20 protein-coding genes are annotated in these 25503 nt (G+C 71.5%); 10 read left to right on the forward strand and 10 right to left on the reverse strand.

Translation table 11 applies throughout. From position 1 onward, the window contains the following. Positions 1 to 17 precede the first annotated feature (17 nt). Genes K8612_RS23965 through K8612_RS23980 form a run of 4 tightly spaced genes read left to right on the forward strand, consistent with a single transcriptional unit; the run spans position 18 to position 5257 of the window. Positions 18 to 614, forward strand: a complete 597-nt coding sequence (locus K8612_RS23965) for a DotU family type IV/VI secretion system protein (protein ID WP_223743059.1) — start codon at positions 18 to 20, stop codon at positions 612 to 614. Continuing rightward, positions 611 to 928 (forward strand): hypothetical protein, encoded by a 318-nt coding sequence (locus K8612_RS23970; protein ID WP_223743060.1) that lies wholly within the window; start codon positions 611 to 613, stop codon positions 926 to 928. Before K8612_RS23965 ends, K8612_RS23970 begins: the two co-directional genes overlap by 4 nt. A gap of 1 nt (position 929) precedes the next feature. Beyond that, a complete protein-coding gene (locus K8612_RS23975) occupies positions 930 to 4748 on the forward strand; it encodes a type VI secretion IcmF C-terminal domain-containing protein (RefSeq protein WP_223763994.1) in 3819 nt (1272 codons plus the stop codon). Then, the gene (locus K8612_RS23980) at positions 4745 to 5257 is read left to right on the forward strand and encodes a hypothetical protein (RefSeq protein ID WP_223763995.1); all 513 of its coding nucleotides are present in this window, start codon (positions 4745 to 4747) and stop codon (positions 5255 to 5257) included. Before K8612_RS23975 ends, K8612_RS23980 begins: the two co-directional genes overlap by 4 nt. 6 nt (positions 5258 to 5263) lie before the next feature. Here K8612_RS23980 and K8612_RS23985 read toward each other — a convergent pair whose 3' ends face one another. From K8612_RS23985 to K8612_RS23995, 3 genes are read right to left on the reverse strand one after another with little or no spacing between them, the layout of a single operon-like run. Then, positions 5264 to 7387 (reverse strand): hypothetical protein, encoded by a 2124-nt coding sequence (locus tag K8612_RS23985; RefSeq protein WP_223763996.1) that lies wholly within the window; start codon positions 7385 to 7387, stop codon positions 5264 to 5266. Then, on the reverse strand, positions 7384 to 9309 hold the full coding sequence (locus tag K8612_RS23990; protein ID WP_223763997.1) for a hypothetical protein: 1926 nt from the start codon (positions 9307 to 9309) through the stop codon (positions 7384 to 7386). The genes K8612_RS23985 and K8612_RS23990 overlap by 4 nt, the downstream gene beginning before the upstream one ends. 7 nt (positions 9310 to 9316) lie before the next feature. Then, positions 9317 to 10069, reverse strand: a complete 753-nt coding sequence (locus tag K8612_RS23995; RefSeq protein WP_223763998.1) for a general secretion pathway protein GspE — start codon at positions 10067 to 10069, stop codon at positions 9317 to 9319. Positions 10070 to 10160: 91 nt separating this feature from the next. On the opposite strand from K8612_RS23995, the gene K8612_RS24000 reads away from it, so the two are divergent. After that, entirely contained in the window at positions 10161 to 11000 is an 840-nt protein-coding gene (locus K8612_RS24000) for a hypothetical protein (RefSeq protein WP_223743066.1), read from the forward strand. Here K8612_RS24000 and K8612_RS24005 read toward each other — a convergent pair. Next, a complete protein-coding gene (locus tag K8612_RS24005) occupies positions 10997 to 12244 on the reverse strand; it encodes an SLC13 family permease (protein WP_223763999.1) in 1248 nt (415 codons plus the stop codon). The genes K8612_RS24000 and K8612_RS24005 overlap by 4 nt on opposite strands. A 184-nt stretch (positions 12245 to 12428) precedes the next feature. Here K8612_RS24005 and K8612_RS24010 point away from each other — a divergent pair, with 184 nt between their 5' ends. Continuing rightward, on the forward strand, positions 12429 to 14849 hold the full coding sequence (locus tag K8612_RS24010) for a DEAD/DEAH box helicase (protein ID WP_223764000.1): 2421 nt from the start codon (positions 12429 to 12431) through the stop codon (positions 14847 to 14849). Between the two features lie 16 nt (positions 14850 to 14865). Beyond that, entirely contained in the window at positions 14866 to 16428 is a 1563-nt protein-coding gene (locus K8612_RS24015) for a ribonuclease H-like domain-containing protein (RefSeq protein WP_223764001.1), read from the forward strand. On the opposite strand, the gene K8612_RS24020 is transcribed toward K8612_RS24015, so the two are convergent. The 3 genes from K8612_RS24020 to K8612_RS24030 form a co-directional block, all read right to left on the reverse strand. Beyond that, entirely contained in the window at positions 16416 to 16982 is a 567-nt protein-coding gene (locus K8612_RS24020) for a hypothetical protein (RefSeq protein WP_223764002.1), read from the reverse strand. The genes K8612_RS24015 and K8612_RS24020 overlap by 13 nt on opposite strands. Before the next feature lie 34 nt (positions 16983 to 17016). Continuing rightward, positions 17017 to 17631: a hypothetical protein gene (locus tag K8612_RS24025; protein WP_223764003.1), complete on the reverse strand. Its 615-nt coding sequence runs from the start codon at positions 17629 to 17631 to the stop codon at positions 17017 to 17019. Between the two features lie 97 nt (positions 17632 to 17728). Continuing rightward, a complete protein-coding gene (locus K8612_RS24030; RefSeq protein ID WP_223764004.1) occupies positions 17729 to 18478 on the reverse strand; it encodes a biotin/lipoyl-containing protein in 750 nt (249 codons plus the stop codon). Between the two features lie 179 nt (positions 18479 to 18657). Here K8612_RS24030 and K8612_RS24035 point away from each other — a divergent pair, with 179 nt between their 5' ends. The 3 genes from K8612_RS24035 (at position 18658) to K8612_RS24045 (ending at position 22517) form a co-directional block, all read left to right on the forward strand. Beyond that, positions 18658 to 19974: an OmpA family protein gene (locus K8612_RS24035; protein WP_223764005.1), complete on the forward strand. Its 1317-nt coding sequence runs from the start codon at positions 18658 to 18660 to the stop codon at positions 19972 to 19974. 62 nt (positions 19975 to 20036) lie between these two features. After that, on the forward strand, positions 20037 to 21383 hold the full coding sequence (locus K8612_RS24040) for a WGR domain-containing protein (protein ID WP_223764006.1): 1347 nt from the start codon (positions 20037 to 20039) through the stop codon (positions 21381 to 21383). Positions 21384 to 21392: 9 nt separating this feature from the next. Beyond that, positions 21393 to 22517, forward strand: a complete 1125-nt coding sequence (locus K8612_RS24045; protein WP_223764007.1) for an STM4014 family protein — start codon at positions 21393 to 21395, stop codon at positions 22515 to 22517. Here the strand turns inward: K8612_RS24045 and K8612_RS24050 are convergent. Genes K8612_RS24050 through K8612_RS24060 form a run of 3 tightly spaced genes read right to left on the reverse strand, consistent with a single transcriptional unit; the run spans position 22484 to position 25502 of the window. Next, positions 22484 to 23383 carry an STM4011 family radical SAM protein gene (locus K8612_RS24050; RefSeq protein ID WP_223764008.1) on the reverse strand — a complete coding sequence of 300 codons (900 nt, stop codon included), beginning with the start codon at positions 23381 to 23383 and terminating at the stop codon, positions 22484 to 22486. The genes K8612_RS24045 and K8612_RS24050 overlap by 34 nt on opposite strands. Next, positions 23380 to 24693: an STM4012 family radical SAM protein gene (locus K8612_RS24055; protein ID WP_223764009.1), complete on the reverse strand. Its 1314-nt coding sequence runs from the start codon at positions 24691 to 24693 to the stop codon at positions 23380 to 23382. The genes K8612_RS24050 and K8612_RS24055 overlap by 4 nt, the downstream gene beginning before the upstream one ends. After that, on the reverse strand, positions 24690 to 25502 hold the full coding sequence (locus tag K8612_RS24060; RefSeq protein ID WP_223764010.1) for an STM4013/SEN3800 family hydrolase: 813 nt from the start codon (positions 25500 to 25502) through the stop codon (positions 24690 to 24692). Before K8612_RS24060 ends, K8612_RS24055 begins: the two co-directional genes overlap by 4 nt. Position 25503: the final 1 nt, after the last annotated feature.

Below are 25503 nucleotides of genomic sequence, written 5' to 3' on the forward strand. Positions count from 1 at the left end.
TGGCAACGCAGCGACGCGTGCGCCAGCTCCTCGACCGGGCGCTGCCCGCCGAGCCCGCCCCGGGTGCGCGCCGGCCGCAGGGCAGGGTGGGGCAGGAAGCGCTGGGCCACCTGGAGCAGGCGCTGATGGTGGAGCTGGAGCGCCTGCGCGCCGCGTTCGGCGCGGACATGCGCCCGGACGAAGTGGAGGATCTGATCCGCCCCTTCGTCTTCTTCCTGGATGAGTGGGTGCTCCGGCGGCTGGCGGACGCGGAGCAACATCTCTGGCCGCTCCTGCAGCAGAACCTGTTCCAGGTGGATGCGGGCGGAGACCTCTTCTACGAGTTCGTGGAAGAGAAGTTGCGTCGCAACGATACGCCCTCCATCGTCTTCGAGATGATCCGCTTCTGCCTGGCCGCGGGCTTCACGGGCCGCCTCGTGGGGCAGCCGGAGCGCATCCGCGAACTCAAGGACCGCATCTCCCAGCGCATCCCGCAGCCGGCCGCCATGGCGCCGCCCGCGCCGGTGGTGCCCGCGGCGGTGCCCACCGTCTATGACTTCCCGGTGCGCTACTACGCCGTGACGGCGGCCATCGTGCTGGGGCTGCCCGTCTTCCTGTGGTGGGTCTCCAATTGAGGCCCTTCCCGACACACGACGCACGGCCTCCCGCGCCGGCCCCCAAGGCTCCTCCCCGGACGCTCGCGCTGCTGGACGCGCTGGAGCAGCGGGTGGGCGCGGAGCTGGGGTCGCTGAAGGAGGGCGTGCAGCCGCTGCTGGACTCCGTGCGCGAGGGCCTGCTGGCGCTGGATCCGCCCGGGGACGGGATGCTGCCGTCGCCGCAGGAGCAGGAGAAGCTGCGCGCGAAGCTGACCTCCACGCTGGAGGAGGCCGAGGACGTGCTGGAAGCGCTCCAGTTGGCCGTGAAGCCGGGCGGAAGGAGCGGCGGCTGACGTGGGCGCGATCCAGTCCATGCTGGCGGCCTTGAAGGCCCATTGGGTGCTCGTGCTGGGCATCGTGGTGGTGCTCGCGGCCATTGGCGTGGGCGTGACGCTCTGGTGGCGCAAGCGGCAGCAGGGCGGCCCGTCGCTCGCGGGCGAGCAGAAGCCGCTCGGCTCCGGTCAGCTCCTGGCCGTGCGCAGGCAGTTCCTGGCGAAGCTGCCGTGGCGCTTCCGCGCGTCCGTGCGGGACTTCCCCACGCTGGTGGTGCTGGGCCCGGCGGGCAGCGGCAAGTCGGACCTCATCGAGGCGGAGGTGGACTGGGAGCGGCAGCAGCGCCAGTTCATGCCCAGCTACACGGACGACCCGCTCCTCAAGGTGTTCCTGGGGCCGGAGGTCGTGGTGCAGGAGCTGGCCGCGCCCGTGCTGGAGGACGACTCGCGCCACGCGCGGCGCGCGCTGCGCCGGCTGTGGAAGGCCACCTTCGGGCGCCGGCACGTGGGCCGGGCCGTCATCGTCCTGAAGGTGAACTGGCTGCTGGAGACGTCTCCGGACGAGGTGAAGCGCGTCACCCAGCTCCTGCGCGGCAAGGTCAACCTCCTGTCGGAGGTGTGCCAGGCGCCCGTGGAGACGCGGCTGGTCCTCACGCACATGGACACGCTGGACGGCTACGCGGACTTCGCGCAGCTCCTGCGCAAGAACGGCGTGCCGCTGGAGCTGGAGGTTCCGCCGCCCGGCAGGGAAGGGGAGCTGGGAGAGGCGCTCCAGCCCATGGAGAAGTACCTGGCGCTGGGGCTCACCTCGCTCGCGCCGGACGCGTTCGAGCGGCTGGCGTCCTTCTACTCGCGCGGCGGCGAGGCGTTCGCGGCGCTGGGGCGCTTCGTGTCCACGCTGCTGGAGGGCGGCTCGCTGGCGTACCCGCTGAACCTCAAGCGCGTGTACCTGTCCTCGGGAGGGCCGGACGCCCAGCCCACGGGCGCGCTGGCGGTGCAGGCGGACCAGCCGGCGGAGCTGCTCGTCCGGGACTACCGCTGGATGCACCTGCGCCGGTGCGCGGCCATCCTCGCGGTGGGGTGCCTGCCGGTGCTGCTGGCGTACGCGCACTTCTACCGCCTGCTGTTGCGCGCGCAGGACAAGCTGGACGCGTTCCAGGTGACGGTGCAGCGGCTGGAGGAGCGCAACCAGAGCGTGTCCGGCTCCGTGGTGGAGTCCCAGACGAGCGACGCGGTGCGGGCGATGGAGGCCCTCTGGGGCGCCACGCGCTACTGGCCGCCCCTGGCGCACAGCTTCACCGACGAGTGGGAGGAGCTGCGCTCGCGGCTCGCGCGCAGCATCCGGATGTCCTACCTGAAGCCGATGCTGGAGAAGTGCCAGGACCAGTGCCGGCGCTGCGCGAGCCAGATTCCCGGCTGCCAGCCCGCGCCCGCCTTCGCCAGCCGGGGCACGCGCGCCACGCCGCTGATCCCGGCGCCCGCCGTGGACGACAGTTGCCACATGGAGACGCTGTGCCGTCCGGAGCAGGTGCTCTACACGCTGGGCGTGCTGTACGCGTCGCGCAACGAGGACCTGGGCAAGTTCGTGCTGAACAGCGTGCACGGCGCGCACAAGAAGCAACTGGGGTGGACGGCGGAGGCCTTCGGGCTGAGCCTGGCCAGCACCGACCAGGAGCACAACTGGCTGGAGGCGATGGGGCTGGCGGAGCCGATGATCGCCAACTACGTCATCGCCAGCGACAGGCCCTTCGACGAGAACGTCCCCTGGACGCGCTGGCCCTACGTCTGGCTGTCGCTGGACGGCCTGCTGGGCCCGTGGCGCGACCACTTCATGCAGTTGCAGGACACGCTGGCCGCGAAGGAGCTGGACCTGGCCCGCTGGCGCGCGCTCGCGGACGACCGGGAGCGCCTGCGCGCCTCGCTGGCGGAGAGCGCGCCGTACAACTCCGCCCGCAAGGTGATGGACCTCATCAACGCGTCGGACGCGGAGCCGGACGCCAGCCAGTTGAAGGGCGTGGGCAGCCTGCTGGACTCGCTGGACTGGCTGCGCCAGAACCGCCAGACGCTGGAGGCCCTCCTGCGCATGGAGGACGAGACGGACGCCGCGCTGCGCGCCGCCGCCCGCATGACGCCCGCGGAGCTGCTCACCCGCGCGGACGGCCTCTTCGCCCCCAGCGACGGTGACGCGCGCTACCAGGTGGAGGTCCTCCGGCGCGACTTCGATTTCCGTCCCATGGACGTGTCGCGGCAGCTCCTGGACAAGGTGCTGCGCTCGCTGAAGGAGACGGGCCGCACGCCGTTCGACGGCAACGCGCTCAACCCGCGCACGGGGGAGACGACGTCGGAGGTCGCCACCGAAGGGGTGGGGGACGACGACACGGAGTTCGCCAGCGGGACGGCCCCGGTGGTGGGCAAGGTGCTGGGCAAGGCCGCCTTCGAGGCGCAGTTGAGCCCGCTGGTGGACGAGTTCACGGAGCGGCTCGCCAAGTCCAGCCTGTCCCGCGAGGAGGCCGTGGAGCGCGCCACCTTCGTGCAGGGCAAGGTGCAGACCTTCGCCAGGCGCTACGGCCAGGACCTCTACGCGACGTACCGGGGCTACCGCTTCCGCACCACGCCGCGAGGCTCGCTGGCCAGCGACCTGTCCGTGCTGCTGCAGCCGTCCTCGCCGCTGGAGGCGATGCTGCGCGACGTGGCGGTCCGCGCCGGCGTGGGCCCGCTGGAGAGCGAGTACTACGCGCCCATGCGCGAGGCGGTGGCGCCATTCAAGCCGGTGGTGCAGTTGATGACGCCGGACAAGAGCGGCGTGCTCGTGGAGCTGGCGGCCTACACCACGCTGGTGTCGCAGCTTCAGCAGGAGCTGTCCGGCGTGAAGCCCGCGGCCGCGAAGCCCGCCGCCCCCAAGGACGCGGCGGCGCCCGGCGCGACGGCGTCCTCGGCGGGCTCGCAGTTGGCGGAGATGCTGTCGCCGGTGGGGCGCGTGGCGCTGAGCATGCTGCTGGAGGAGGAGGACTCGTACCTGCGCCGGGTGGACGCGTGGCTGGATCAGCACGGCCTGGTGGGCGAGTTCCGCCAGCCGTTCCGCCAGCCCTTCATCGTCGTGCGCAACCGGGGCCGCGCGGAGCTGGAGCGCGTCATCGCGGAGCAGTGGACCTACCAGGCCCGCCGCACGCTGGATCCGCTGGTGAAGCGCTATCCGTTCAACCCCAGCGCGTCGCTGGAAGTGGACCCGGTGGAGCTGGAGGTGCTGCGCCGCAAGGACGGGGCCTTCTGGGGCTTCGTCACGCAGGTGCTGGCGCCGGTGGTGGAGGAGCGCGGGACGGACTGGACGCTGCGCTATCCGCTGAAGTCGCGGCTGCTGCTGCCCCCGCGCATGCTCACCGCGCTGGGCCAGTTGGGCCGCCTGTCGAAGCTGCTGTGGGACGACGAGGGCAAGCCCCGGCCCATCCCCATGCAGGTGCGCCCGCTGCCGCTGCCGACGGCGCCCACGCCGGACAGCTTCGTGACGCTGTCGTACCTGAAGTGCGGCGGGGCGGCGTCGTTCGGCTTCAACCAGCGGCCGGCGTGGGGAGAGTTCCCCCTGAGCTGGTGGAGCCCGCAGCCGTCGTCCATCGGCGTGGAGCTGCGCTCGCCGTCGCAGGACGGGAAGCGCTACCGCTCCATGGAGATGTCCGAGTCGTCGTGGAACTGCTTCCGCCTGCTGGAGTCCGCGACGCTGACGGATCAGTCCAACGTGGTGTGGGTGCTGCCGGGCCGTGGACTGGCGGCGAACGAGAAGGTCCTGGAGATCAGCTTCGGGTTGCGCGGCGAGCCTTGGGCGCCATTCCGTGGGGTGGTGCCATGAAGGGCAGGGGTGTGAGGCTGGCCGCGGGCCTGGTGACGGCGGTGGTGGCGGGGAGCTGCGCGGCGCCCAGCCTGACGGTGAACGTCAAGGCGCCCGCGGGCACCAACCAGGGCCGGCCGCTGTACATGCTCATCCGCACGGTGTCGAAGACGTCGATGACGGAGGGCTACGCGGACGTCGCGGCCAAGGTCATCAGCCCGGACGAGTCCGTGCTCCAGACGGTGGTCATCTACCCGAGCCGCACGAAGCAGGTGAAGATCCCCCTGCCGCCGGAGCAGGCGGTGGCGGTGAGCTTCCTCTTCACCACGCCCAACGGCGCGTGGCAGGCGCTGCTGGACGTGCCGGTGCCCAAGACGGTGGACATCGAGCTCCAGGAGAGCCGCATCCGCACGGACCTGCCCAAGGGCGTGCCCGCGCAGGAGTCCACGCCCGCCGCGCCCGAGGCCCCCAAGGCCCCGGCCGCCCCCAAGGCGCCCGAGCCGCCCATGTCCCTGGCGTCTCCCAAGTAGGAGCGCTCAGGACGCGATCGCGTCCAGCTTCGGCCCCAGCGCGTTGAGCGCGGACGTCACCCGGCCGTTCGCCGCCGTCACCGGCTTCGCGAAGGCGCCCGCCTGGAGCTGGGCGCCAATCGCGTCGAGCGGGGAGAGGAGCTGCGGCTTCTGCCCCGTGGCCTGGGTGGAGACGGAGTCCACCTGCGTCTGCGCGCCCGCCTTCAGGCCCTCCGCGCGCTGCTTGAAGGCCGCGAGCACCGAGTCCACCTGGGAGGTCAGCGACGTCTCCGCGCTGGCGCGGGCCGTCTCCAGGGACGTCAGCCCGGCCGTGACGGATGAGCTCGTCGTGCCCAGGTGCGAGTCCAGCCGGCCCTTCGCGGACGTCACCTGGCCCTCCGCCGTGTCGCGGGCGGTCTGCATGGCCTGCACCGCCGCGTCGATGCCGGAGCCCACCTGCGCGTCCAGGGCCTCCAGGCGCTGGGGCACCTGCGTGTCCAGCGGCGTCACCCGGGCGGCGACCTGCTGCTTCATGGCTTCAATCTGCTGCACGCCCTGGTCCTTCACGGTGCCGATCTGCGTGACGGCCGCGGCGACGATCTGCCCCACCTGCGCGGTGGCCTGCTCGATGCCCTGGAGGACGGACTGGGTGAGCGTGCCCATCTGCGTCACGGCCTGCGTCGTGGCCGCGTCGATCTGCGTCTGCGCCTGGGTCTGCACCGTCTCCACCTGCGAGACGATGGTCTGCTGCACCGTCTGGAGCTGCGTGCCCACCTGCGAGGAGATCGTCCCCAGTTGCGTGGTGATCTGCCCCACCACCTGGCTGATGCCCTGCACCGCGGGGCTGACCAGCGGCTTGGGCAGGTCCGCGGCCGGGATGGCGTCCAGGAGGCCCATGGCCCGCTCCAGCAGCGACTCCAGCGAGCCGACGATCTGCTGGAAGAGGGTCTGGAGCTGCTCCAGCAACTGCGGCAGCGCTTCGAAAAGCGCCATCACCTGCTGCTTGAGGGCGCTGACGGTGGCGACCAGCGAGTCCAGCGTGGTGAAGGCCGCCTCCAGCGTGGCCTTCAGCGGCGCCTTGACGGTCTCCACCGCCGTGAGCGCGCCCTGCACCACGCCGTCGATGGTGCCGCTCACCGTGGTGATGGCGGTCTCCACCTGCTTCTGCACCTGGTCGATGAGCTTCTCCACCGCCGTGAGCTGCGCGGTGACGCTGGCCACCTGGCCGGCGAGGGTCTTGCCCAGCGTGTCCAGCGCCCCGTCCGCCTGCGTCTTGCCCGCCGTCAGCGAGGGGGCCACCTGGGTGTCCAGCGGATCCACGATGGCGGCCGACGCCGCCGCCGCGGCCATGAGCTGATCCACCAGCGTCTTGCGCTGGCCCTCCAGCGCGGACTGCTGCTGCTGGTGGGTGTCCTTCGCCGCCGTGCCCGCGTTGACGATCTCCTGGTGCAGCGCCTTCAGCGCGCTCACGGGGTTCTTCACCGCGCCCTCCAGCGTGGCGGTGAGCTGGGCGCTCCGGCCCGTCGCCGCGTCGCGCGAGGCGGCCAGCCGCACCAGCACCGCCGACAGCGCCGCCGTGAGGGTGGACCCCACGCCCGTGAGGTCCTGCGTGAGCTGCGAGCGCGTCTGCTCGATCAGCGCGTAGCCCTGCGCGCGGCGGGCCTCCGTCTCCTCCTTGGAGCCCTTGCGCTTCGCGAGCTTCGCGTCGAACGACTGCTTGTCCGCGTCGCACTTCTGGGCCACCTGCTGCTGGAGCGCGGTGAGCTGCCCCTGCGACGCCTCCGCGGACGACTTCGCCTGCGCCTCCAGGCCCTGGCTCTTCGCCGTCGCCTCCTGGCCCAGCGACTCCGCCGTCGTGCGCGCCGTGGTGCTGGAGGCGGTCAGGGACTGCTGGTGGCCCTGCACCTCCGTGGCCAGCGCGTCGAAGCGGGGGGAGGGGTCCGCCAGCGTCACGTTCGCCGCGTTCACCTGCGTGAGCAGCGCGCCCAGCGACGCGCTGATGGAGGGGCGCAGCGCGGCGACCTGCTCCACGACGCCCTGGGCCAGGGCCTCCACCTCGCCCTTCGCGGTGGCGAGCCGCGGCGTGATGCCGGAGCCGAAGCCCTCCACGGCCGCCTTGTGCTTCGCCACGGTGGCGCGCAGCTCCTTCATTTCAACCCCGCGAGCGCGGCCTTGGCTTCCGCGGCGGCGCCGGAGAGCGCCCCCGTCTGGCCATCCACGCCGTTGAGCGCGCCGGTGAGCTTGGCGCGGGATTCAGCGGCCTTGCCCTTCACCTGGGCCTCCGCGGCGGCGAGGGCCGCGCCCGTCTCCTCGGTCGCCGCGTTCAGCTTGGCGTTCACCTCCGCCGTGGACTCCTTGTACGCCGCCGTCGCGTCGCTCACCGCGCCGTCCACGCCCGCGGTGAGGTCGCCCTTCGCCGTCTCCACCTGCGGCGTCACGTCGTACGTGGGCGTGGTGGTGGCGCCGCCGGGGTTCTCCTTCGTCTGGATGAGGAGGTGGCCCTCCGACAGGCGGATGATCTCCGTGTCGCTGGCGTTCACCCGCCCCAGGTTCCACACCGGCTTGTTGTCCTGGAAGTCGTGCGTGAGCGCCGTCTGGTTCGCGCCGTTCTTGCCGAAGAGGATCTGATCCCCCTGGCTGTCCTGGGGCATGCGCACGCCCTCGCCCCAGTCCAGGAAGCGGTGCAGCGCCGCGTGTTCGAAGTGCAGCGCCACCAGCACGCGCTCGTTCTTGTAGGGCGGGAAGTAGAACGTCCCCGGGAACTCACCGGGCTCCGCCGGCACGCTCACCGTCTTGTTCCAGAGCGGAATCGCCACCCGGTAGTTCGTCACGGACGTCTTCTGATCATCCACCTGGAGGTAGATGCGGTCCGAGGCCTCGCCGCCGGGGCTGTGCACCTTGCCCTCGACGTAGATGGGGTAGCGGGGCGGGCGGTACGCGGGCAGCTCCGGCACCGGATCCGACTTCTGCTCCAGCAGCACGGACAGGGAGATCGTGTAGCCCTGCAACGTCTCCTGCTGCCCGTCGTGCGGCCCGGCCTGGAGCCCCACGCCGTCGAAGGCCAGCTCCGCGACGCGGTGGTCCTCGCCCAGGCCCGTGAGGTCCGGGCTCCACCGGCCTCCGTCCAGCTTGATCAACGCCCCCGGGTGCAGCGCGACGGGCGGCATGTCCAGGAACGCCAGCCGCAGCCGCCGCTTGCGCACGCGCAGGCGTCCCTTCTCCAGCGCCTGACGCTGCTCGGCCTCCGCCGCGATGGGCGTGCGCACCAGCATGTCGTGCTGGATGCCCGCCACCGCCTGGGGCTGCTCCAGCGCCACCGTGGTCGCCCCGGCGCCAAAGCCGTTGAGCACCCGCGCGCCGTGACGGATGACGGGCGGCATCTCCACGTCCACGCGCGCCACGTGCTTGCGGCTGAGCCCGGTGGCGGTGCCCGTGGCCGGCTTCTTCGCGGAGAAGGTGTACGTGTCCTTGGGGCTGTCGTAGGTGAGCACACCGCCGCGCGTGTCCACGAACCAGAGGACGAAGTCGTAGAAGCTCGCGGCCACGTGGTCGTCGCCGATGCCCAGGCACACCATCGCGTGCTTCTCCTCCAGCGCGTCCCAGTCGTAGGTGAGCAGCAGGCCGCCGGGCTTGTGCGCGTCCAGGAGGTCCGACAGCTTCTTCGCCGTGTGCAGCTCCACCGGGCGGTGCTGCTTCCAGAGCACGCGCGCGGGGTCCTCGAAGGTGACGGTGTACTGGCGGAAGGCCACCGCCACGCTGTCCTTGTTGCCGTGCGCGGTGCCGCCGACGCGCTTCTCCGTGACAAGGCCCTGCACCACCAGCGGCGCGGCGGGCGGGTCGAAGACGCCGGACAGCGCCAGCCGCACCCGCACCAGGTCCGGCTTGCTGAACGCGGTGAACAGCGCCGCGTCCGCCTTTTCCAGCGCGGTCCAGAACGTCAGCTCGCAGCGGAAGCCGGTGGGCGTCATCCGCAGCGAGAAGTCCCGCACCTGGCCGCCCGGGATGGCGAACGCCTGCTCGCCCGCGGTGACGGTCAGCTCCAGCTTCAGCTTTTCGGAGAAGGGGAGCGCCATGCGGTGTTCACCGGGCCTTCGCCTGGACCTCCTCGCGGGTCAGCGCGCCCCGGGCCTCCAGCGCGTCCATCATCGCGCGCATCACGCGCGCCTGCTGCGCCACCATGCGCTCCAGGTCCGCTACCTGCTGCGTGAGCGCCTCCACCTTCGACGCCAGCTCCGCGTCGCGCACCACCGGCGGCGGCGTAGGCGTTCGCGGCGGGGCCTCGGCCTGCTGCGGCGGGGCCAGCTCGAAGGTGGCTTCGTCCATGCCGAAGGAGAGCGGCGTGGCGGCCGTGGAGGTGATCTCCCCGTGGTAGTGGTGCCGGATGGCGCGCTCGATGGAGGACGCCGTCGCCACCACGACCTGGAGCTTCTGGCCGGAGTGGAAGGCCAGCTCCTGGAGCGACTCCACGTTGGTGGGATCAGACGTGGCCACGGTGAGCGTCTTGGTGCCGGGCTCGTACGCGATGGGGAAGACGGTGTAGCGCTCGGCGATGTCCACGCGCAGCGCCTGGAGGGCGTTCGGGACGGGGACGTGCGTGTCCAGGTTCACGGTGGGGATGGCCAACTGCCGCGACAGGGCGTGCACCATGGAGCTCTCGTCCACGACGCCCATCTGCACCAGGGTGAGGCCCAGCCGGCCGCCCCACTTGCGCTGCTCGGCGAGCGCGGTGCGCAACTGGGTTTCGGTGAGCAGGCCGGCGTCCATCAGGATCTCGCCCAGCCGCCGCTTGCGGTTGGGGCCCGGGCCGGGGGGAACAGAAGGGGGAGGAGTCACGGCCGGGCAGCATATCAGCGCTGGACACTCCCCAGGCCTCCGGTGGGTCACAAACAGGCCAGGGGGACGGGGATGGGATAGCCTGGGGCCCATGGTGCGAAGCCGAAGCCTCCTTTTCGCCGCAGTCCTCGTCGCCTTCACCGCCGGGTGCGCGTCCCAGCGCCTGTCCGGCGCGGACCTGGACCGGGTCCAGCGGCCCGCCTTCATCTCCCGCATCGAGGACGGCGCGGGCCCCAAGAGCAAGGTGTTCCAGGAGGACAGCGCGTACTCCGACAAGCTCAAGAAGCTGGAGCCCAAGGAGGCGGACCGCCGGCTCACCGTGAAGCTGCAGCAGGCGGTGACGCGCTTCGAGCTCTCCGAGCGCCTGCGCGTCACCACCCTGTCCCGCCTGCCGGAGGAGGCCCCCTGGACGGACGCGGTGGACCCCGCCCGGGTGGCCTCCGCGCTGGAGAGCTTCCTGGTGGAGGAGGTGCCCGCCAACGCGCCGGACTACGACTTGATGGCCCCGCTGGGCGCGGACACCATCGTGGAGTTCGTCATCCAGGACTACGGCATGCGCAGCGATGACGGGCACGCCGGGGCCTACCTCAAGGGGTACGGGCGCATGTTCCGGCTGGACGGGCGCTCGGAGCTGTGGCGCCGGCCGTTCGACCTGGACGCGGTGGAGCAGGGCGCGCCGCACCTGGATCCGTTCAAGGTCGGCAAGGAGCCGGAGCTGTTCCGCCTGGCCATGACGGACCTGCTGGACAAGGTGGCGGACATGTTCGTGAAGGACCTGACGCCCAAGAACCGCAAGGGCGCGGCCCCCTCGGGCAGCACCGCGCCGGACACCGTGCCCTCCGCCGTCACCCCGGCGCCCGAGCGCGCCCCGGCGCCCACGCCGCCCGAGCAGCAGCTCCCCCCGGGCGAGCTGCCGGATCCGGACGCCTAGAAGAGGGCGTGCTCGGCCAGCAGCACGCCCAGCCCCACGGCGAAGCTGATCAGCGTCACGGGCACCCCCACGCGCAGGTAGTCCACGAAGCCCATGCGGACCTTGCCGCGCGCGGCCTCGAAGACGATGAGGTTGGCCACGCTGCCCACCAGCGTGAGGTTGCCCGCGAGCGTGGAGCCCAGCGCGAGCACGTGCCACGCCAGCTCCGGCTCCTGCATGGCCGGCACCCACGCCCGCGCGAGCATCACGAAGGGCACGTTGCTGAAGAGGTTGGACGCCACCAGCGTGAGGACGGCGAAGCCCAGCGTCTCGCGCCAGGGCGGCCCGGCCATCAGCGGGGAGAACACGTGGCGGATCTCCTCCGCCCAGCCCGCCTTGTTCACCCCGTGCACGACGACGAAGAGGCTGGCGAAGAAGAGCAGCAGCACCCAGTCCACCCGCTCCAGGGCCTCGCGCGGCTCGTGCCCGGACAGGGACATCACCAGCACGCCGCCCGCGAGCGCGCTCCAGCTCATGGGCAGGCCGGCGAAGAACGCCACCACCACGCCCAGCAGGCCGCCCAGCCCCAGCGCGAGCAGCCGGCGGTCCACCTCCAGCGGGGGCGGGTGCGTGTCGAAGCGCGCGGACGGCAGCGCCTTGCGGAACATGTAGAGCAGCGCCACGGCGACGACGGCGGTGGAGAGCACCGCGGGCAGGGCCATGTACGCGGCGAACCGCGCGTAGCCCAGGCCGGACGCGCCCTGGATGAGCATGTTCTGCGGGTTGCCGGTGAAGGTGGCCACGGAGCCGCTGTTGCTGCCCATGCACACCGCCAGCAGGTACGGCGCGGGCGGCAGGCGCGCGTCCGCCACCACCACCAGCACCAGCGGCGTGAGGAACAGACACACGGTGTCGTTGACGAGGAACGCGGACAGGAACGCGCTCACGAACGTCACGGCCACCAGGAGCAGCCGCGGCGTGTGCGCGACCTTGAGGGCCTTGGCCCCGGCGGCGCGGAAGAAGTTCGCCTGCGCCAGGTACACGGCCAGCAGCATCATCCCCAGCAGGAGGACGAGCGTGTCCATGTCGATGGCCTGCTGATCGCGGTCCGCGCTGTGGCCGAACACCTCGGCGGGCGTGACGACCCCGGCCACGACCATCAGCGTGGCGCCCAGCAGGGCACCTCCGGGGCGGTCCAGCTTGATGAAGGGCAGCCTCGCCCCGGCGATGAAGATGTACGTGAACAGGAAGATCGCGAGCGCCACGGGCGCGGGACACTAGGGTCCGCGCCTCGGGCCCGTCGAGGTCCCCCGAAGCCGCCTGTCCAGCAGGGAATCGGGCCGGCTACTGCCGGGGGCGAATGTGGGTGATGGGCCCCCCAAGGACCGACGCGGGAGGTCCTGACGCGCGTTGTCCTTCCGGGTACACGTCTGTACAGTGGCCGGCCCTATGAAGCCCGAGAAGGAAACCGAGGCCTTCTCCGGCCCGCGCCGCACGCCGTGGTCGGGGGCTCGCGGGCTGGACGCCGTCCTCCAGGGGTGGCGCACGGACCGGCAGGTGTGGCCGAACATCGTCCACGACGCCGTGACACCGGCCCGCTCCGGCGTGTTCGCGCCGCTGCCGGAGGGGCTGTCCCCGCAGGTCCGGGACGCGCTCAAGCGCCGGGGCGTGGAGCAGCTCTTCTGCCACCAGGCCGAAGCCTTCGAGCGGGCCCGCGACGGGGAGAGCCTGGTCATCGCCACGCCGACCGCGTCCGGAAAGAGCCTCTGCTACAACCTGCCGCTGTTGGATCGCTTCGCGCGCGAGCCGGAAGCGCGGGCGCTCTACCTGTTCCCCACCAAGGCCCTGTCGCGCGACCAGGAGGAGTCCCTGCGCGCCTTCATGCGCGAGGCGGGCCTGGGCCACGGCGCCATCACCTTCGACGGGGACACGCCGGGGGACGCGCGGCGGGCGGCCCGGGAGCGCGCGGGCGTGGTGCTCACCAACCCGGACATGCTGCACACGGGCATCCTGCCGCACCACGCGAACTGGGCGCGGCTGTTCGCGAACCTGCGCTACGTGGTGATTGACGAGCTGCACACGTACCGGGGCGTCTTCGGTTCGCACCTGGCCAACGTGCTGCGGCGGCTGCAGCGGGTGGCGCGGTTCCATGGCGCGTCGCCCACGTTCATCCTGGCGTCGGCGACCATCGGCAACCCGAAGGCGCACGCGGAGCGGATGCTGGGGCGCGAGGTGGCGCTCGTGTCGGAGAGCGGGGCGCCGTCCGGCGAGCGCCGGGTGTTGGTCTACAACCCGCCGGTGGTGAACGCGGAGCTGGGCATCCGCGCGAGCTACTTGAAGAGCGCGGTGCGGCTCACCTCGGACCTGGTGCGCGCGGGGGTGTCCACGCTGCTGTTCGGCCAGTCGCGCAACAACGTGGAGGTGATGCTCAAGTACCTGCGCGACCGGTTCGTGGAGGAGAAGCTGGACCCGTCGCTCATCCAGGGCTACCGGGGCGGCTACCTGCCGGGCACCCGGCGCGCGACGGAGGCCGCGATGCGCGCGGGCGAGGTGCGCTGCGTGGTGGCCACCAACGCGCTGGAGCTGGGCATCGACATCGGGTCGCTGGATGCCGTCGTGTGCGCAGGCTACCCGGGCTCCGTGGCGGCGCTGGCGCAGCGCTTCGGGCGCGCGGGCCGGCGCGGCATGGGGAGCCTGGCGCTGCTGGTGACGTCCAGTTCGCCGTTGGATCAGTACTTCGCGGCGGATCCGCGCGCGCTCACGGGCGCGCCGGTGGAGCACGCGCGGATTGATCCGGACAACGTGGAGATATTGGTCCAGCACCTGAAGTGCGCGGCGTTCGAGCTGCCCTTCGAGGAAGGGGACGCGTTCGGCGACGTGCCGGTGGAGAACACCACGGAGGCGCTGGACTTCCTCACGCAGCACCAGGTGGTGCACCCGTCGCAGGCGCCGGAGGGCGGGCGGCGGATGTTCCACTGGTCGTCGGACGCGTATCCGGCGCACCACGTGTCCCTGCGCAGCGTGGGCTGGGACAACGTGGTGGTCATCGAGCGCGGCACGGACAAGACGCTGGCGGAGATGGACTTCCGCTCGGCGCACACGCAGTTGCACGAGCAGGCCATCTACCAGCACGACTCCGAGCAGTACCAGGTGGAGCTGCTGGACCTGGAGAACCACAAGGCGTTCGTGCGCAAGGTGGCGCCGGACTACTTCACGGACGCGATGACGAACGTGCGCGTGAGCGTCATCCAGGAGGACCAGGGCGCGCCGCTGGGGCCCTCGCTGCACGCGGGGCTGGGCGAGGTGTCCGTCATCGAGAAGGTGGTCGGCTACAAGAAGATCAAGTTCCACACGCACGAGAACGTGGGCTACGGCGACGTGCGGCTGCCGGAGATGCAGATGCACACGTCGGCGCTGTGGCTGACGGTGCCGGAGGCGGTGGTGCGGAGCATGGACGCGCCCCGGCCCGCGGTCATCGACGCGCTGCGAGGGCTGGGGTCCGCGCTGCGCACGGTGGCGTGCGTGGGGTTGATGAGCGACCCGCGAGACCTGGGCCGCACGCTGGGCAGCAAGGACGAGCCGGACGGTCCTCCGCGCAAGGAGGGGGGCGTGGGCTTCGATCCCACGCTGTTCCTCTACGACAACGTGCCCGGCGGCGTGGGGCTGGCGGCGCGGCTGTACGATCAGCGCGAGGAGCTGCTCCTGCGAGGGCGCAAGTTGCTGGAGTCGTGCCCATGCGAGGACGGGTGTCCGGCGTGCATCGGGCCGGCGGCGGGTGGGCAGCCGGGGAGCGCGCCGTCGGGGTCGCAACCTCGCAAGCGGCTGGCGTTGGACCTGCTGGCGGCGCTCGGCGTCGCCGGGGTGCAGTGAGGAGCACGGGCGCGGCATGGACCTGAAGCGCAAGCTGTCCCGACTCACCAGCGCGGGCCCCGGCAGTCAGGCCCGGGCGCCCGTGAACACCGTGGCGGTGGCTCCGGCGGTGGAGACACCCGCGGTGGATGCGCCGGAGGTGGCTCGGATTCCGCCGGTGGAAGAGGCGGGGACGACCACCCTCGCGGAGGTGCTGGTCCAGGCGCTGCGCAAGCGCATGTCGATGGACGGGGAGGGGGAGCCTGCCCTCGATGAGCCTCCTCCGCAGGACGATTCCTCCCAGGAGGCCCGGCACGCGGACGGCCTCGTGGACCTGCGCGAAGAGGCGCGCCGTCGGTTCGCGGCGAAGCGCGGCGGCGCTGTGGACGGCCCCGCGGATCCGCGGGTTGAAACCCTGCGCCAGATGCTGTCGTTCTGGGCGGAGCGTCAGGGCACGGCGTCCGCTCGGAAGGCGGTGGCGCCGGTCCCCGAGCCGCGCGCATTACCGGTGGAGGCGCGGTCGACGCCGCACGGCACGGTGCACGTGGCCGAGCAGGTGTATGCGCCAGACCACCGTCACGGCATGGCGCCGGTGGCGGCGGCGCTCGACGTGGACGCGCGGCTGGTGGCGGGGCTGGCGCTGCATCCGGAGCTGGAGTCGGTGGACTTCACGCGGATGCTGATGCTGGACACGGAGACGACGGGGCTCGCGGGCGGCACGGGCACGGTGCCGTTCCTGGTGGGCCTGGGCTGGTTCGAAGGCCGCTCGATGCGCGTGCAGCAGCTCTTCCTGCGGCGCATGGGAGAAGAGGCGCCCCTGCTGCGCCTGCTGGCCGAGCGCATGGCGTCGTCGTCCTGCCTCGTGACGTACAACGGCAAGAGCTTCGACTGGCCGCTCTTGCGCACGCGCTTCGTGCTCAACCGGGTGCCGGTGCCCAAGGAGCTGCCGCACCTGGACCTGCTGCACTGCGCGCGGCGCGTCTTCAAGCACCGGGGCGAGGGCGCGAGGCTGGTGCACCTGGAGTCGAAGGTGCTGGGGCATCACCGGGTGGGGGACGTGGACGGCTCGCTGATCCCGGAGCTGTACTTCCGCTTCCTGCGAGGCACGGACGGCTCGGAGCTGGTGCCGGTGCTGGAGCACAACCAGAAGGACCTGCTGCTGCTGGCGGCGCTGATGGGCGACCTGGTGCGCCGCTTCCAGTCGGAAGGCACGGAGCGGCAGGACCCCCGGGATCTGCTGGGCTTCGCGCAGGTGGCGGAGAGGGCAGGGGACGCGGCGCGGGCGCTGACCTTCGCGAAGGCCGCGGCGGAGAGCGGAGGCCCGGTGGGAATCGAAGCGCTGGTGTTGGCCTCGCGCCTGTGCCGCCGCTCGGGGGACTGCGAGGCGGCGGTGGCGCACCTGCAGCGGGCGCTGACGTTCGCGAAGCCCGGGCAGGGCGCGGTCCTGCACCTGTCCCTGACGAAGCTCTACGAGCACTCCCTCAAGGACCTGCCCCGGGCCCTGTACCACGCCAGGCTCGCCGCCCCCGTGGAGCTGCCCGACGAACACCGGCTCCGCCTGGAGCGCCTGGAGCGGCGGCTGTCGCGTCAGGGCGTCTGAGCGTCAGGGGCAGCGCCAGCATCCAACGCTCCGTCCAGGAAGGGCAGGGGACGCGGATGCGCCGGGTCGAAGGTGGGTGAGACACCCGGCGCGGCTTTCTCCAGGACACCGCCATCCCCTGAGGGCAGGTACGGCTCCATTCCATCCAGGACACGGCGGAGAATTCGGCCATCACGGCTGATGGCATACCGGACCCCTGAGTCGAGCCCCGGCTGGTTTCCGCCGCATGCCAACGGGTCCACATCGATGCGAACGAAGACGATGTCGTCACGCTGGATGACCCTGAAGACATGAGCGGTGCGCCGTTCGATGCACCGCAGGTCAGACCGGTCCGGAGGCAGAGCGTCATCCGCCGCCAGGGTCAGGGCGCGGAGCACGGCTCCATCCAGCACGACGGGCTGCCCGGATGTGCCGACCTGGATCGGCGCCTGTTCGAAGAACTGCGGGAATGAAATCGAACGGTCATCCTCTACCGGAGCAGCGCCGGCCACGAACCCACGCGCACACCCGGCGGCGGCGACTCCCAGCAGAAACAACGACGCGCGTCGCTTCATCTTCCGCGCTCCTCCATGGCGAAGACCCATGTCCTTACTCGCGTACGATGCGATAGCGCGTGCTGTCGAGCCACTCCACCCGGCCGATGATCTGTCGTCCCCAGCCGTCGTCGCCCCGCAGCCACCGCAACAACTCGCCGGTCGCGGGGATGTATTGGAAGAACCCGTCACACGGAGGGTGCTCCAGGCTATCGGAGAGGGAGAAGAAGGCGACGATGGAGAGTGGAACCTCCCCCGCGTACGTCTTCACCGTCACACCATGTTCGATCGCCATGTCGACGATGAACCGGATGTCGCGGTCCGACAACACGTTGTCGTAGGGGTGGTTGTGGAGGACGAAGACGTAGCCCAGGCTGTTCGGGGCATAGCGCACGTCGTCCACGCTCGACGGGAGGCTGCAAGTGCGCTTCTGGGGATCATCATGCAACGCTCCCGCCGCGAGCATGCTCATCTCGTACTTCCGGTCAGGCGTGTAATACAGCCAGGCGCAGTACTCGCGTGAGAGGCGCCAACGCAGTTGGAAGTTCTGCCCGGCCGGCCTGCCCGCGGTGGCTTGCGGCTTGCCCAGGATGAGAGGACACGCGGCCTGCAGGGCATCCGAGAACGAATCGAATGGGCCGAAGCCGGGCATGGGCCCCGGGATGCTCACAAGCGGATCCCCGCTGGAGCCCTGAACGACCCCAGGGATGGGACGCGAGCCTCCACAGCCCAGCACCAAGGCTGGGAGGAGCCCGACAAGGCCCGCCTCACGGCAGCGCATCACGCAGGCCCGGGAACCACGACACGAGCAGCCGCTGCGTTCCCAGCTTCACCTGCCCCCGGCCCCACTCGCCGTCCTGGTAGACGCGCGTCTTGCCGTCGCGCTCGTAGGTCCGGTCCGGCACGTGCGAGCGGACCAGCACCGCGCCCTTCGGGTACGCCCCGTCTCGCCCCTGCGCCTTCGCGAACTGGAGCGACGCCTCCGGGCCTTCCACCTGCTCGATGACCGCGTCCAGCGGGTGGGGCATGCCCGGCATCTGGAACTCCAACGTCATCCCCGGCGCCAGCTCCGACCGGAAGTCCTCCGGGAACAGCGCGTAGAGCGACGGCATCACGTCCCGGTTCATCAACGCCACCACCGGCTGCCCCGCCTCCACCTGGGCCCCCTTCCTCACCGCCACGCGGCCGACCTTCGCCTCCAGCGGCGCTACCACCTGCGCCTCCCCGGACGCCGTCTCCAGCCGCGCCACCACCTGCCCGGCCTTGACCGGCTCGGTCAGCCCCACGTCCACCGACATCACTCGCCCCGCGGCCGGGGCAGGGACGTCCACCCACTCGCCCAGATGGAGCAGCACCGGGCCTCGCGCCGTGCGCTCCACCCGCACCATCCCCGCGAGCATCCCCAGCGTCACCACCGCCCCCACCGCGCTCCAGGTCCACGCCCGCCGTGAGAAACGGGAGGCCGCCTTGGGAGTGGAGGGGACAGCCGTGGGAGGGGACTCGGGCCGTGGATCCATGCTCGGAACAGGATGATCCATCCCGGCCTCGCCACGCCAGGACTGGTTGGAACGCGGGATTCACCGCCAGGCCCTCAACCGGATCCCCGAAACTTGACGGACCCGCACGCCTGCTCGCCCTACAGGGCTGTATCCCTGCATCGTCCCGGGGCGCCTTGTGCCATGCTGCGTGGCGTCTCGTGGATTCCACCTTCCTCAAATTCGGGTCCCTGGTCCTCGCAGGACTCCTCGCCCCGGGCGCGTTCGCGGCTGAAACCACCCGCGAGGAACAGGTGCGCGCGGAGCTGGAACGCCAACTGCGCGACATGGTCCCCGAGTCGCCCTCCGAAGTGCAGGTGCTCTTCGCGGGCTTCAAGCCGGAGGACGGCTACCGGCTCGTGGAGACCGACTTCCTCCTGGATGGCGAGCCGCTCGCCGTCCCGTCGCTGGAGGAGCTCAACGCGCCCGGCGTCCACCGGCTCGCGAACCTGAAGGTCGAACCCGGCGAGCACACCCTCGTCTCGCGCGTCACGTACACCAACGGCTCCTGGAGCCTGTTCAGCGAGACCAACGGCTTCCTCTGGAAGATCACCGCCTCCGTCGGCTTCCAGACCCAGCGCGGCCTGCGCGTCGTGGTGAAGGCGTCCCCCAGCGTCGTGCCCAACGCGCCGGATCCGCGCCTCAAGCTCAAGCTCTCCCACGCCGTCACCGCGGAGATGATCCAGCCGCTGAAGGACGAGCCCGCCGTCGTCACCGCGCCGCCGCTCGTGAAGCCCGCGCCCGTGGACGCCGGCGCCCCGGTGAAGGTCGCGCAGCCCACGCCGCCGCCGGACGCGGGCGTGAAGCCCACGACGACCGTGGTCTCCGTGACGCCGCCCGTGGAGCGCCCCCTGGTGGCCCCCAGCCGCCTGCGCCTCCAGGTGACGTCGAAGAAGCCCACCTCCGCCGTCGCCTTCGTGCGCGGCGCGGGCGAGCCCCTGAAGCTCACCGTGCCCGGCAAGAAGCCGCAGGACGTGGCCCTGTCCGCGGGCGCGTACACCGTGGACCTCATCGCCGAGGGCTTCCTCGCGCAGACGCGCCAGGTGGAGCTGGCCGCCGGGGCGGACACGTCGCTCGCCTTCGCGCTGGTGCCCGCGCCCAAGGCCGCCAAGGCCGCCAAGGTGCAGGAGGGCCGCATCGAGCTGCCCCAGCCCCTCAGCTTCGACGAGAAGAAGCCCGTGCCCGCCAAGGCCTCGCTCGCGGGCCTGGACCTGGCGGTGGACCTGCTCGTGCGCGACCCGAAGGCGCGCCTGCGCGTCGAGGGCCACACCGACTCGCGCGAGGTCCCCGAGCCCGCGCGCCAGAGCCTCTCCGACGCCCGCGCCCGCGCCGTGGCGGACATGCTGATCCGCGCCGGCGTGGCCCCGTCCCGCGTGGAGGCCGTGGGCCTGGGGGACCGCAACCCCAAGGCCCCCAACCTGATTCCCCGTGGCCGCGAGCTCAACCGGCGCGTGGAGCTGGTGCTGCTGCGCCCCTGAGCCTTGAGGTTGCCGGAGGGCTCCTCTAGCGTCCCGGGCGTTCTTCGCCAAAGGGACACGCGATGCCTCGCTTCGAGTTCACGGAAGGCAGCTCCAGCAAGTTCTGGGAGATCACCCTGGAGGGCACCACGCTGACCAAGCGCTGGGGCCGCATCGGCACCGACGGCCAGGAGAAGGTCGAGGAGTTCGACTCCAAGGCGGAGGCGAAGAAGGCCTACGACTCGCAGATCCGCGAAAAGGAAGGCAAGGGCTACACGCGCGTCGAGGCCGGGGAGGGTGACGACGGCGGGGAGGCCACCGCCGAGTCCGCCGTCAACCCGGACCTGGAGGCCGCCATCCTCGCGAAGCCCGACGACGTGAAGGGCTACCTCGCGTACGCCGAATGGCTCAAGGGCGAGGGAGACCCGCGCGCCGAGCTGATCCTCCTCCAGCACTCCGCGCTGGAGGCGCCCGCGGCCACGCGCAAGAAGGTGGCGACGCTCATCGAGGCCCACGCCAACGAGCTGCTGGGCGAGTCGCTGGCGGAGGCCGTCTCCGACGAGACCCTCAAGCTGGAGTGGCACCTGGGCTTCATCCGCGAAGCCCGCCTGGGCCAGGTGGACTACGACTCCACGGCGGACATCCCGGACCTGCTCGCCGAGTTGCTGGCCCACCCGTCCGCGCGGTTCCTGAGCCGGCTGACGCTCGGCATGGCCAGCTTCGATGGCGAGAACGACTACGACGAGGCGCTGGCGGTGCTCGCGAAGGCGAAGCCCGCCCCGCCGCTGCGCTCGCTGTTCATCGGCGACTTCGAGTTCCCGGACGAGACGGAGATCTCCTGGACGCAGGTGGGCGACCTCAAGGCGCTCTATAAGGCCTACCCCCAGCTCCAGGAGCTGCGCGTGCGCGGCGGTGAGATCGGGTTCGGGAAGATCGACCTGCCGGAGCTGCGCTCGTTCACCGTGGAGACCGGTGGCCTCCACCAGGGCGCGGTGAAGGAGATCGTGAAGGCGAAGTGGCCGAAGCTGGAGTCGCTGGAGATCTGGTTCGGCCAGGAGAACTACGGCGCGAGCGGCGGCGTGAAGGACCTCCAGCCGCTGCTCGACGCGGAGGGCGTGCCGGCGCTGCGCAAGCTGGGGCTGCGCAACGCGGAGTTCACGGACGAGCTGTGCGCGGCGCTGCCCAGGTCGAAGATCCTCGCTCAAATCGAAGCGCTGGATCTGTCCATGGGCACGATGTCCGACGCGGGCGCGGACACGCTGGCCCAGAACGCCAAGGCGTTCGCGCACCTCAAGACGCTGGACGTCACCCAGAACTTCCTCACGAAGGCGGGCCAGAAGACCGTGGCCACCGTCGCGAAGTCCGTGGCGAGCGGCAACCAGCGCACGCCCTACGACGAAGAGTCGCGCTACGCCGCCGTGGGCGAGTAGCCCGTCTCCATGCCGCCGTTCCTGATCATCGGCAACCCCGGGAACCGGCGCGTCACGCTCTTCCAGGAGGCCCTGGTCCGCGCCGGGCTTCCTCCCGCGCACGTGGTGGCGTGGGAGACGGTGGCCCGGACGCCGGACGTCCTCCTGGAGCTGCCCGACACGGAGCGCCTGGTCCGCATCGACGCGGCGGGGGAGGACGCGGCGGTGGAGCGCCTGTTCCTCCAGCGCGGCTTCGCGGATGCAATCGCCGCCGGCTGCGACACCGTGACGCCCGAGCAGTTGGATGCCCTGCCGGAGGAACACGGCCGCGTGCTGTGCCCCCGGCAGCACCACCTGGGCTTCCTGCGCGTGCTGGAGGACCTGTCCGCCCGGTTCGCGCAGCGCCCCCGCTGGCGCGTGCTGTCCTCGCCCGGCGCCATCGCGGACCTGTTCGACAAGCGGACCACTTCGCGCCGGTACGCGGGCCTGGGCATCCCCGTGCCGCCGTTCCTGGACGTGGCCCCGGGCACGACACCTGAAGCCCTGCGCCACGCCCTGCGCGAGGCGGACTTCCGCGAGGCGTTCGTGAAGCTGTCCTGCGGCTCGTCCGCGTCGTGCCTCGCCGTGTACCGGCCGGGCAGGGGGCCAGGGTCGCTGCTCACCAGCCTGCACCGGAGCGCCACCGGCTGGTTCAACTCCCTCAAGGTGCGCCGCGTGACGGACGCGCGGGAGGTGGACGCGGTGCTGGCCTTCCTCCTGCGCGAAGGCTCACAGGTGGAGGAGTCCCGGCCGAAGGCGCGGCTGGGCGGGGACATGTTCGACTGCCGCGTCGTCACCATCAGCGGCGAGCCCGTCTTCACCGTGGTGCGCCAGAGCCGCCTGCCCATCACCAACCTGCACCTGGGCGGCTACCGGGGAGACCTGGATGCCTTTCATGCTGCGGTGCCGCCCGGCGAGCTGGAGGCCGCGCTGGAGAGCTGCCGCGCCGTGGCCCGCGCGCACGACTGCCTCCACGTGGGCATCGACCTGATGTTCGAGGACTTCTTCCACGGCCACCGCGTGCTGGAGGCGAACGCCTTCGGGGACCTGCTCCCCGGCCTCACGCGCGACGGCCTGTCCGTCTACGACTGGGAGATCCGCGAAGCGCTGCGCTGAGCGCCGCCCGTCCACAGCCGCGTCGCCGGCACGCGCTCCAGCAGCCCGGAGCCGAAGACGCGATCCAGCTCCAGGTACTCCAGGTGCACGTAGCCGATGTGACACCCGCACGTGTCCTTCGAGCACGGGCGCGGCTTCAACGCCGCGTCGAAGTCCGGCGCGTAGAGGTTGCCCAGCGGCTCCTTGATGAAGTGGCACCGGTACGCGGTGCCGTCACCGTCCACGGACAGCACGGACTCGCCGCCACGGCAGGCCCGGCCCCGGCTGGGATGGCGCGTGTTGTTCACCGGGAAGAGCGGGTCGATGCGGGTGAAGCGCTCCACGTCCTCGGGCGTGTACGCCTCCAGGCCGTCCTTCACCGCGTTGATCCACAGGTACGTGTCCTCGGGGAGCTCGCGGCGCAGGGCCTCCGCCTCGTCCGCGAAGCGCCGGAAGCCCACCATGCCCGCGCTGTGCCGCACGCCGTGCTCCGACAACCGCTGGCACTGCGCGAGGAAGCGAGAGCGCTTCATCCACTCCGGATGGTACGTGGCCCAGATGCCCAGCTTCTCCGTGCGGCAGTCCGGGAGCCAGTCCAGCCGGCAGGACAGGTTCGTCTGCACCGCCGCGCGCTCCACGTGGGGCAGGTGCGTCAGCCTCGCGAGGGCCTGCTGGTACCAGGGCCAGATGAGCGCCTCGCCCCACGGCGTGAAGAACACGGACACGGTGTCCCGCGTGCGCGACTCCACCCACTGGAGGAACCGCGCCAGGTCCGCGCGGTCCTTCGTCAGCTCCTCCTCGCTCTGCTTCCACTTGCCGAAGGGGCAGTACTCGCAGCCGTAGTTGCAGCCGGAGAGCGGGCCCCGGTAGAGCACGGTGAGCTTCATCGCCAGGCGTACTCCGCCATGCGCGCGCGCACGGCCTCGGAGTCCAGCCACGGGCCAATCAAGTCGGAGCGCTCCACGCCCGCGGCCGTGAGCTGGAACACGCCGTCCACGTCGCGCGCCAACCCGTGCGCCTCCAGCTCCGCGAGCATCGGGAAGTCCGCCTTCGCCTCCGTGCCGAAGCGCTGGCGGTACGCGCCCGGGTCCACGCCCTCCGCCAGCAGCGACAGCACCAGGTGCCGGTGGCGCTGCTCGGCCGCGTCCAGCACGAAGCCGTAGCGCACCTCCCCGAAGGACGCCGTGTCCCGCTCGCTGTACGCCTGGATGATGCCGCGCACCTCGCGCGAGGCCACCGCGTACTCGGTCGAGTAGTGCACCGCGCCCGTGTACGAGCGCGCCCCCACGCCCAGGCCCACCATGCCGTCCTCCTGGCAGCGGTACACCGCGCCGCGAGCCGCGGGGGCATGCGCCGCGCGGAACATCCGCATGGACACCTGCGTGTAGCCGCGCGACAGGAGGAAGTCCCGGCCGGTCCGGTAGAGCGACAGCCGCAGGTCGTCCCACGCGCGCGACTTCTTGCCCAGGAAGGTGAGGGGCCGCACGTAGAGCGGGTAGAGGTACAGCTCCTCGGGCGCGTACCGCAGCGCCGCCTCCAGCGAGTGGAGGAACGTCTCCACCGTCTGTCCCTCGATGCCGTAGATGAGGTCCAGGTTGAGCGTGGGGAAGCCCGCGCCGCGCAGCAGCTCCAGCGTGGCCTCCACCCGCGCCGTCTTCTGGGGCCGCTTCACCGCGGCGACCTCGGACTCCAGGAAGCTCTGCACGCCCATGCTCACCCGGTCCACGCCCCGGGCCTTCAAGAGCGCCACCTTGTCCGCGTCCACCGTCTCCGGCGACACCTCCACGGACATGGGCACGTCGCGAGCGTCCACGCCCAGCTCCGCCGCCAGGTCGAACACCGTCTCCAGCCCCGCGACGTCCAGCAGGGTGGGGGTGCCACCGCCCATCGCGGCCCGCGCGAACGTGGCCTGTCCCAGCGCCTCCTTCACCCGGCGGGCCTCGCGCTTCAGCGCGGCGAGCCACGCTGCGACGACGTCCTCCTTCGGGCCCGCGGCGGTGAAGAGGTTGCAGAACCCGCAGCGCATCTCGCAGAACGGGACGTGCAGGTAGAGGAACAGCGCGTCGCGCCGCTCCTTCGCCCAGACGTCCTCCAGCGGCAGCGCGGGCGTGAGCGGGCGGTAGGCCGTCTTGTGCGGGTAGCCGTAGAGGTACGCCACGTACGGCGTCCCTTCGAGCATCGACTCCAGGCGCGTCATGGCGCGGAGTCTACCGGCAGCACGAACTCGCCATAGGGCACCGTCCACACCACCGGGTGCCCCAGCCGGTGTCCCGAGTAGCCGTCCTCGCCGTACGCCGTCCCGTGGTCCGAGCACACGATGCAGAACGCCGGGCCGCGCCGGCGCAGCGCCTGGAACAGGGGCGGCAACTGGCGGTCCACGTACGCCAGGGCCGCCGCGTGCGTCGCCTTGGAGTCCTCCGTCGCCCCGGGCACGTAGTGCCGGTTGGGCTGGTGCAGCGCGGAGACGTTGATGAACAGGAACACCCGCTGTTCCCGGGGCAACGACCCGAGAATCTTCACCGCGAGTGATACCTGATTTTCCGTGGATCGCGGCTCGGTGACGCCCAGCTCGGGGGCCCAGTGCGCCTCGGAGAAGAGGCCCGGGAGGACGCGGCCCAGGGGGTTCCGCTGGTTGAAGAAGCCCGTCCCGCCAATGCACACCGTGTGATAGCCGCGCCCGGCCAGCCCCGTGACGAGGTCCGGCGCGTCCAGCACGCAGGTGCCGGGGCCCGTGGTCTCGCTGCCCTCGAAGCGCAGGGCGAACGGGCGAGCGTGCCGGCCCGGGGTGACGGGGGTGGGGAGGAAGCCCGCGAAGAAGGCCTGGTGCGAGGCGTAGGTGAAGCTCGCCGGGGTGTGCCGCTCCTCCCACCGGCCGCCGGGCAGCAGCGCGGCCAGGGTGGGGGTGCGGCCTGCCTCCAGCTCCTCCCGGGCCACGTCGTAGCGGAGCGTGTCCAGCGTGAGGAGGAGCAGGTCGTGCGTGCCGACCAGCGCGTTCACGTCATGCATG

Origin of the sequence: Corallococcus sp. AS-1-6, from assembly GCF_020037015.1 — a bacterium.
Lineage (GTDB): Bacteria > Myxococcota > Myxococcia > Myxococcales > Myxococcaceae > Corallococcus.

What these genes read in the sequence shown, in the direction of transcription:
- K8612_RS24050 (WP_223764008.1), bottom strand. Translation starts at nt 23,383, where the DNA reads ATGAAGCTCACCGTGCTCTACCGGGGCCCGCTCTCCGGCTGCAACTAC.
- K8612_RS24030 (WP_223764004.1), bottom strand. Translation starts at nt 18,478, where the DNA reads ATGGATCCACGGCCCGAGTCCCCTCCCACGGCTGTCCCCTCCACTCCC.
- K8612_RS24000 (WP_223743066.1), top strand. Translation starts at nt 10,161, where the DNA reads ATGGTGCGAAGCCGAAGCCTCCTTTTCGCCGCAGTCCTCGTCGCCTTC.
- K8612_RS24055 (WP_223764009.1), bottom strand. Translation starts at nt 24,693, where the DNA reads ATGACGCGCCTGGAGTCGATGCTCGAAGGGACGCCGTACGTGGCGTAC.
- K8612_RS24015 (WP_223764001.1), top strand. Translation starts at nt 14,866, where the DNA reads ATGGACCTGAAGCGCAAGCTGTCCCGACTCACCAGCGCGGGCCCCGGC.
- K8612_RS23980 (WP_223763995.1), top strand. Translation starts at nt 4,745, where the DNA reads ATGAAGGGCAGGGGTGTGAGGCTGGCCGCGGGCCTGGTGACGGCGGTG.
- K8612_RS23985 (WP_223763996.1), bottom strand. Translation starts at nt 7,387, where the DNA reads ATGAAGGAGCTGCGCGCCACCGTGGCGAAGCACAAGGCGGCCGTGGAG.
- K8612_RS24010 (WP_223764000.1), top strand. Translation starts at nt 12,429, where the DNA reads ATGAAGCCCGAGAAGGAAACCGAGGCCTTCTCCGGCCCGCGCCGCACG.
- K8612_RS24040 (WP_223764006.1), top strand. Translation starts at nt 20,037, where the DNA reads ATGCCTCGCTTCGAGTTCACGGAAGGCAGCTCCAGCAAGTTCTGGGAG.
- K8612_RS24045 (WP_223764007.1), top strand. Translation starts at nt 21,393, where the DNA reads ATGCCGCCGTTCCTGATCATCGGCAACCCCGGGAACCGGCGCGTCACG.
- K8612_RS24060 (WP_223764010.1), bottom strand. Translation starts at nt 25,502, where the DNA reads ATGCATGACGTGAACGCGCTGGTCGGCACGCACGACCTGCTCCTCCTC.
- K8612_RS23990 (WP_223763997.1), bottom strand. Translation starts at nt 9,309, where the DNA reads ATGGCGCTCCCCTTCTCCGAAAAGCTGAAGCTGGAGCTGACCGTCACC.
- K8612_RS24020 (WP_223764002.1), bottom strand. Translation starts at nt 16,982, where the DNA reads ATGAAGCGACGCGCGTCGTTGTTTCTGCTGGGAGTCGCCGCCGCCGGG.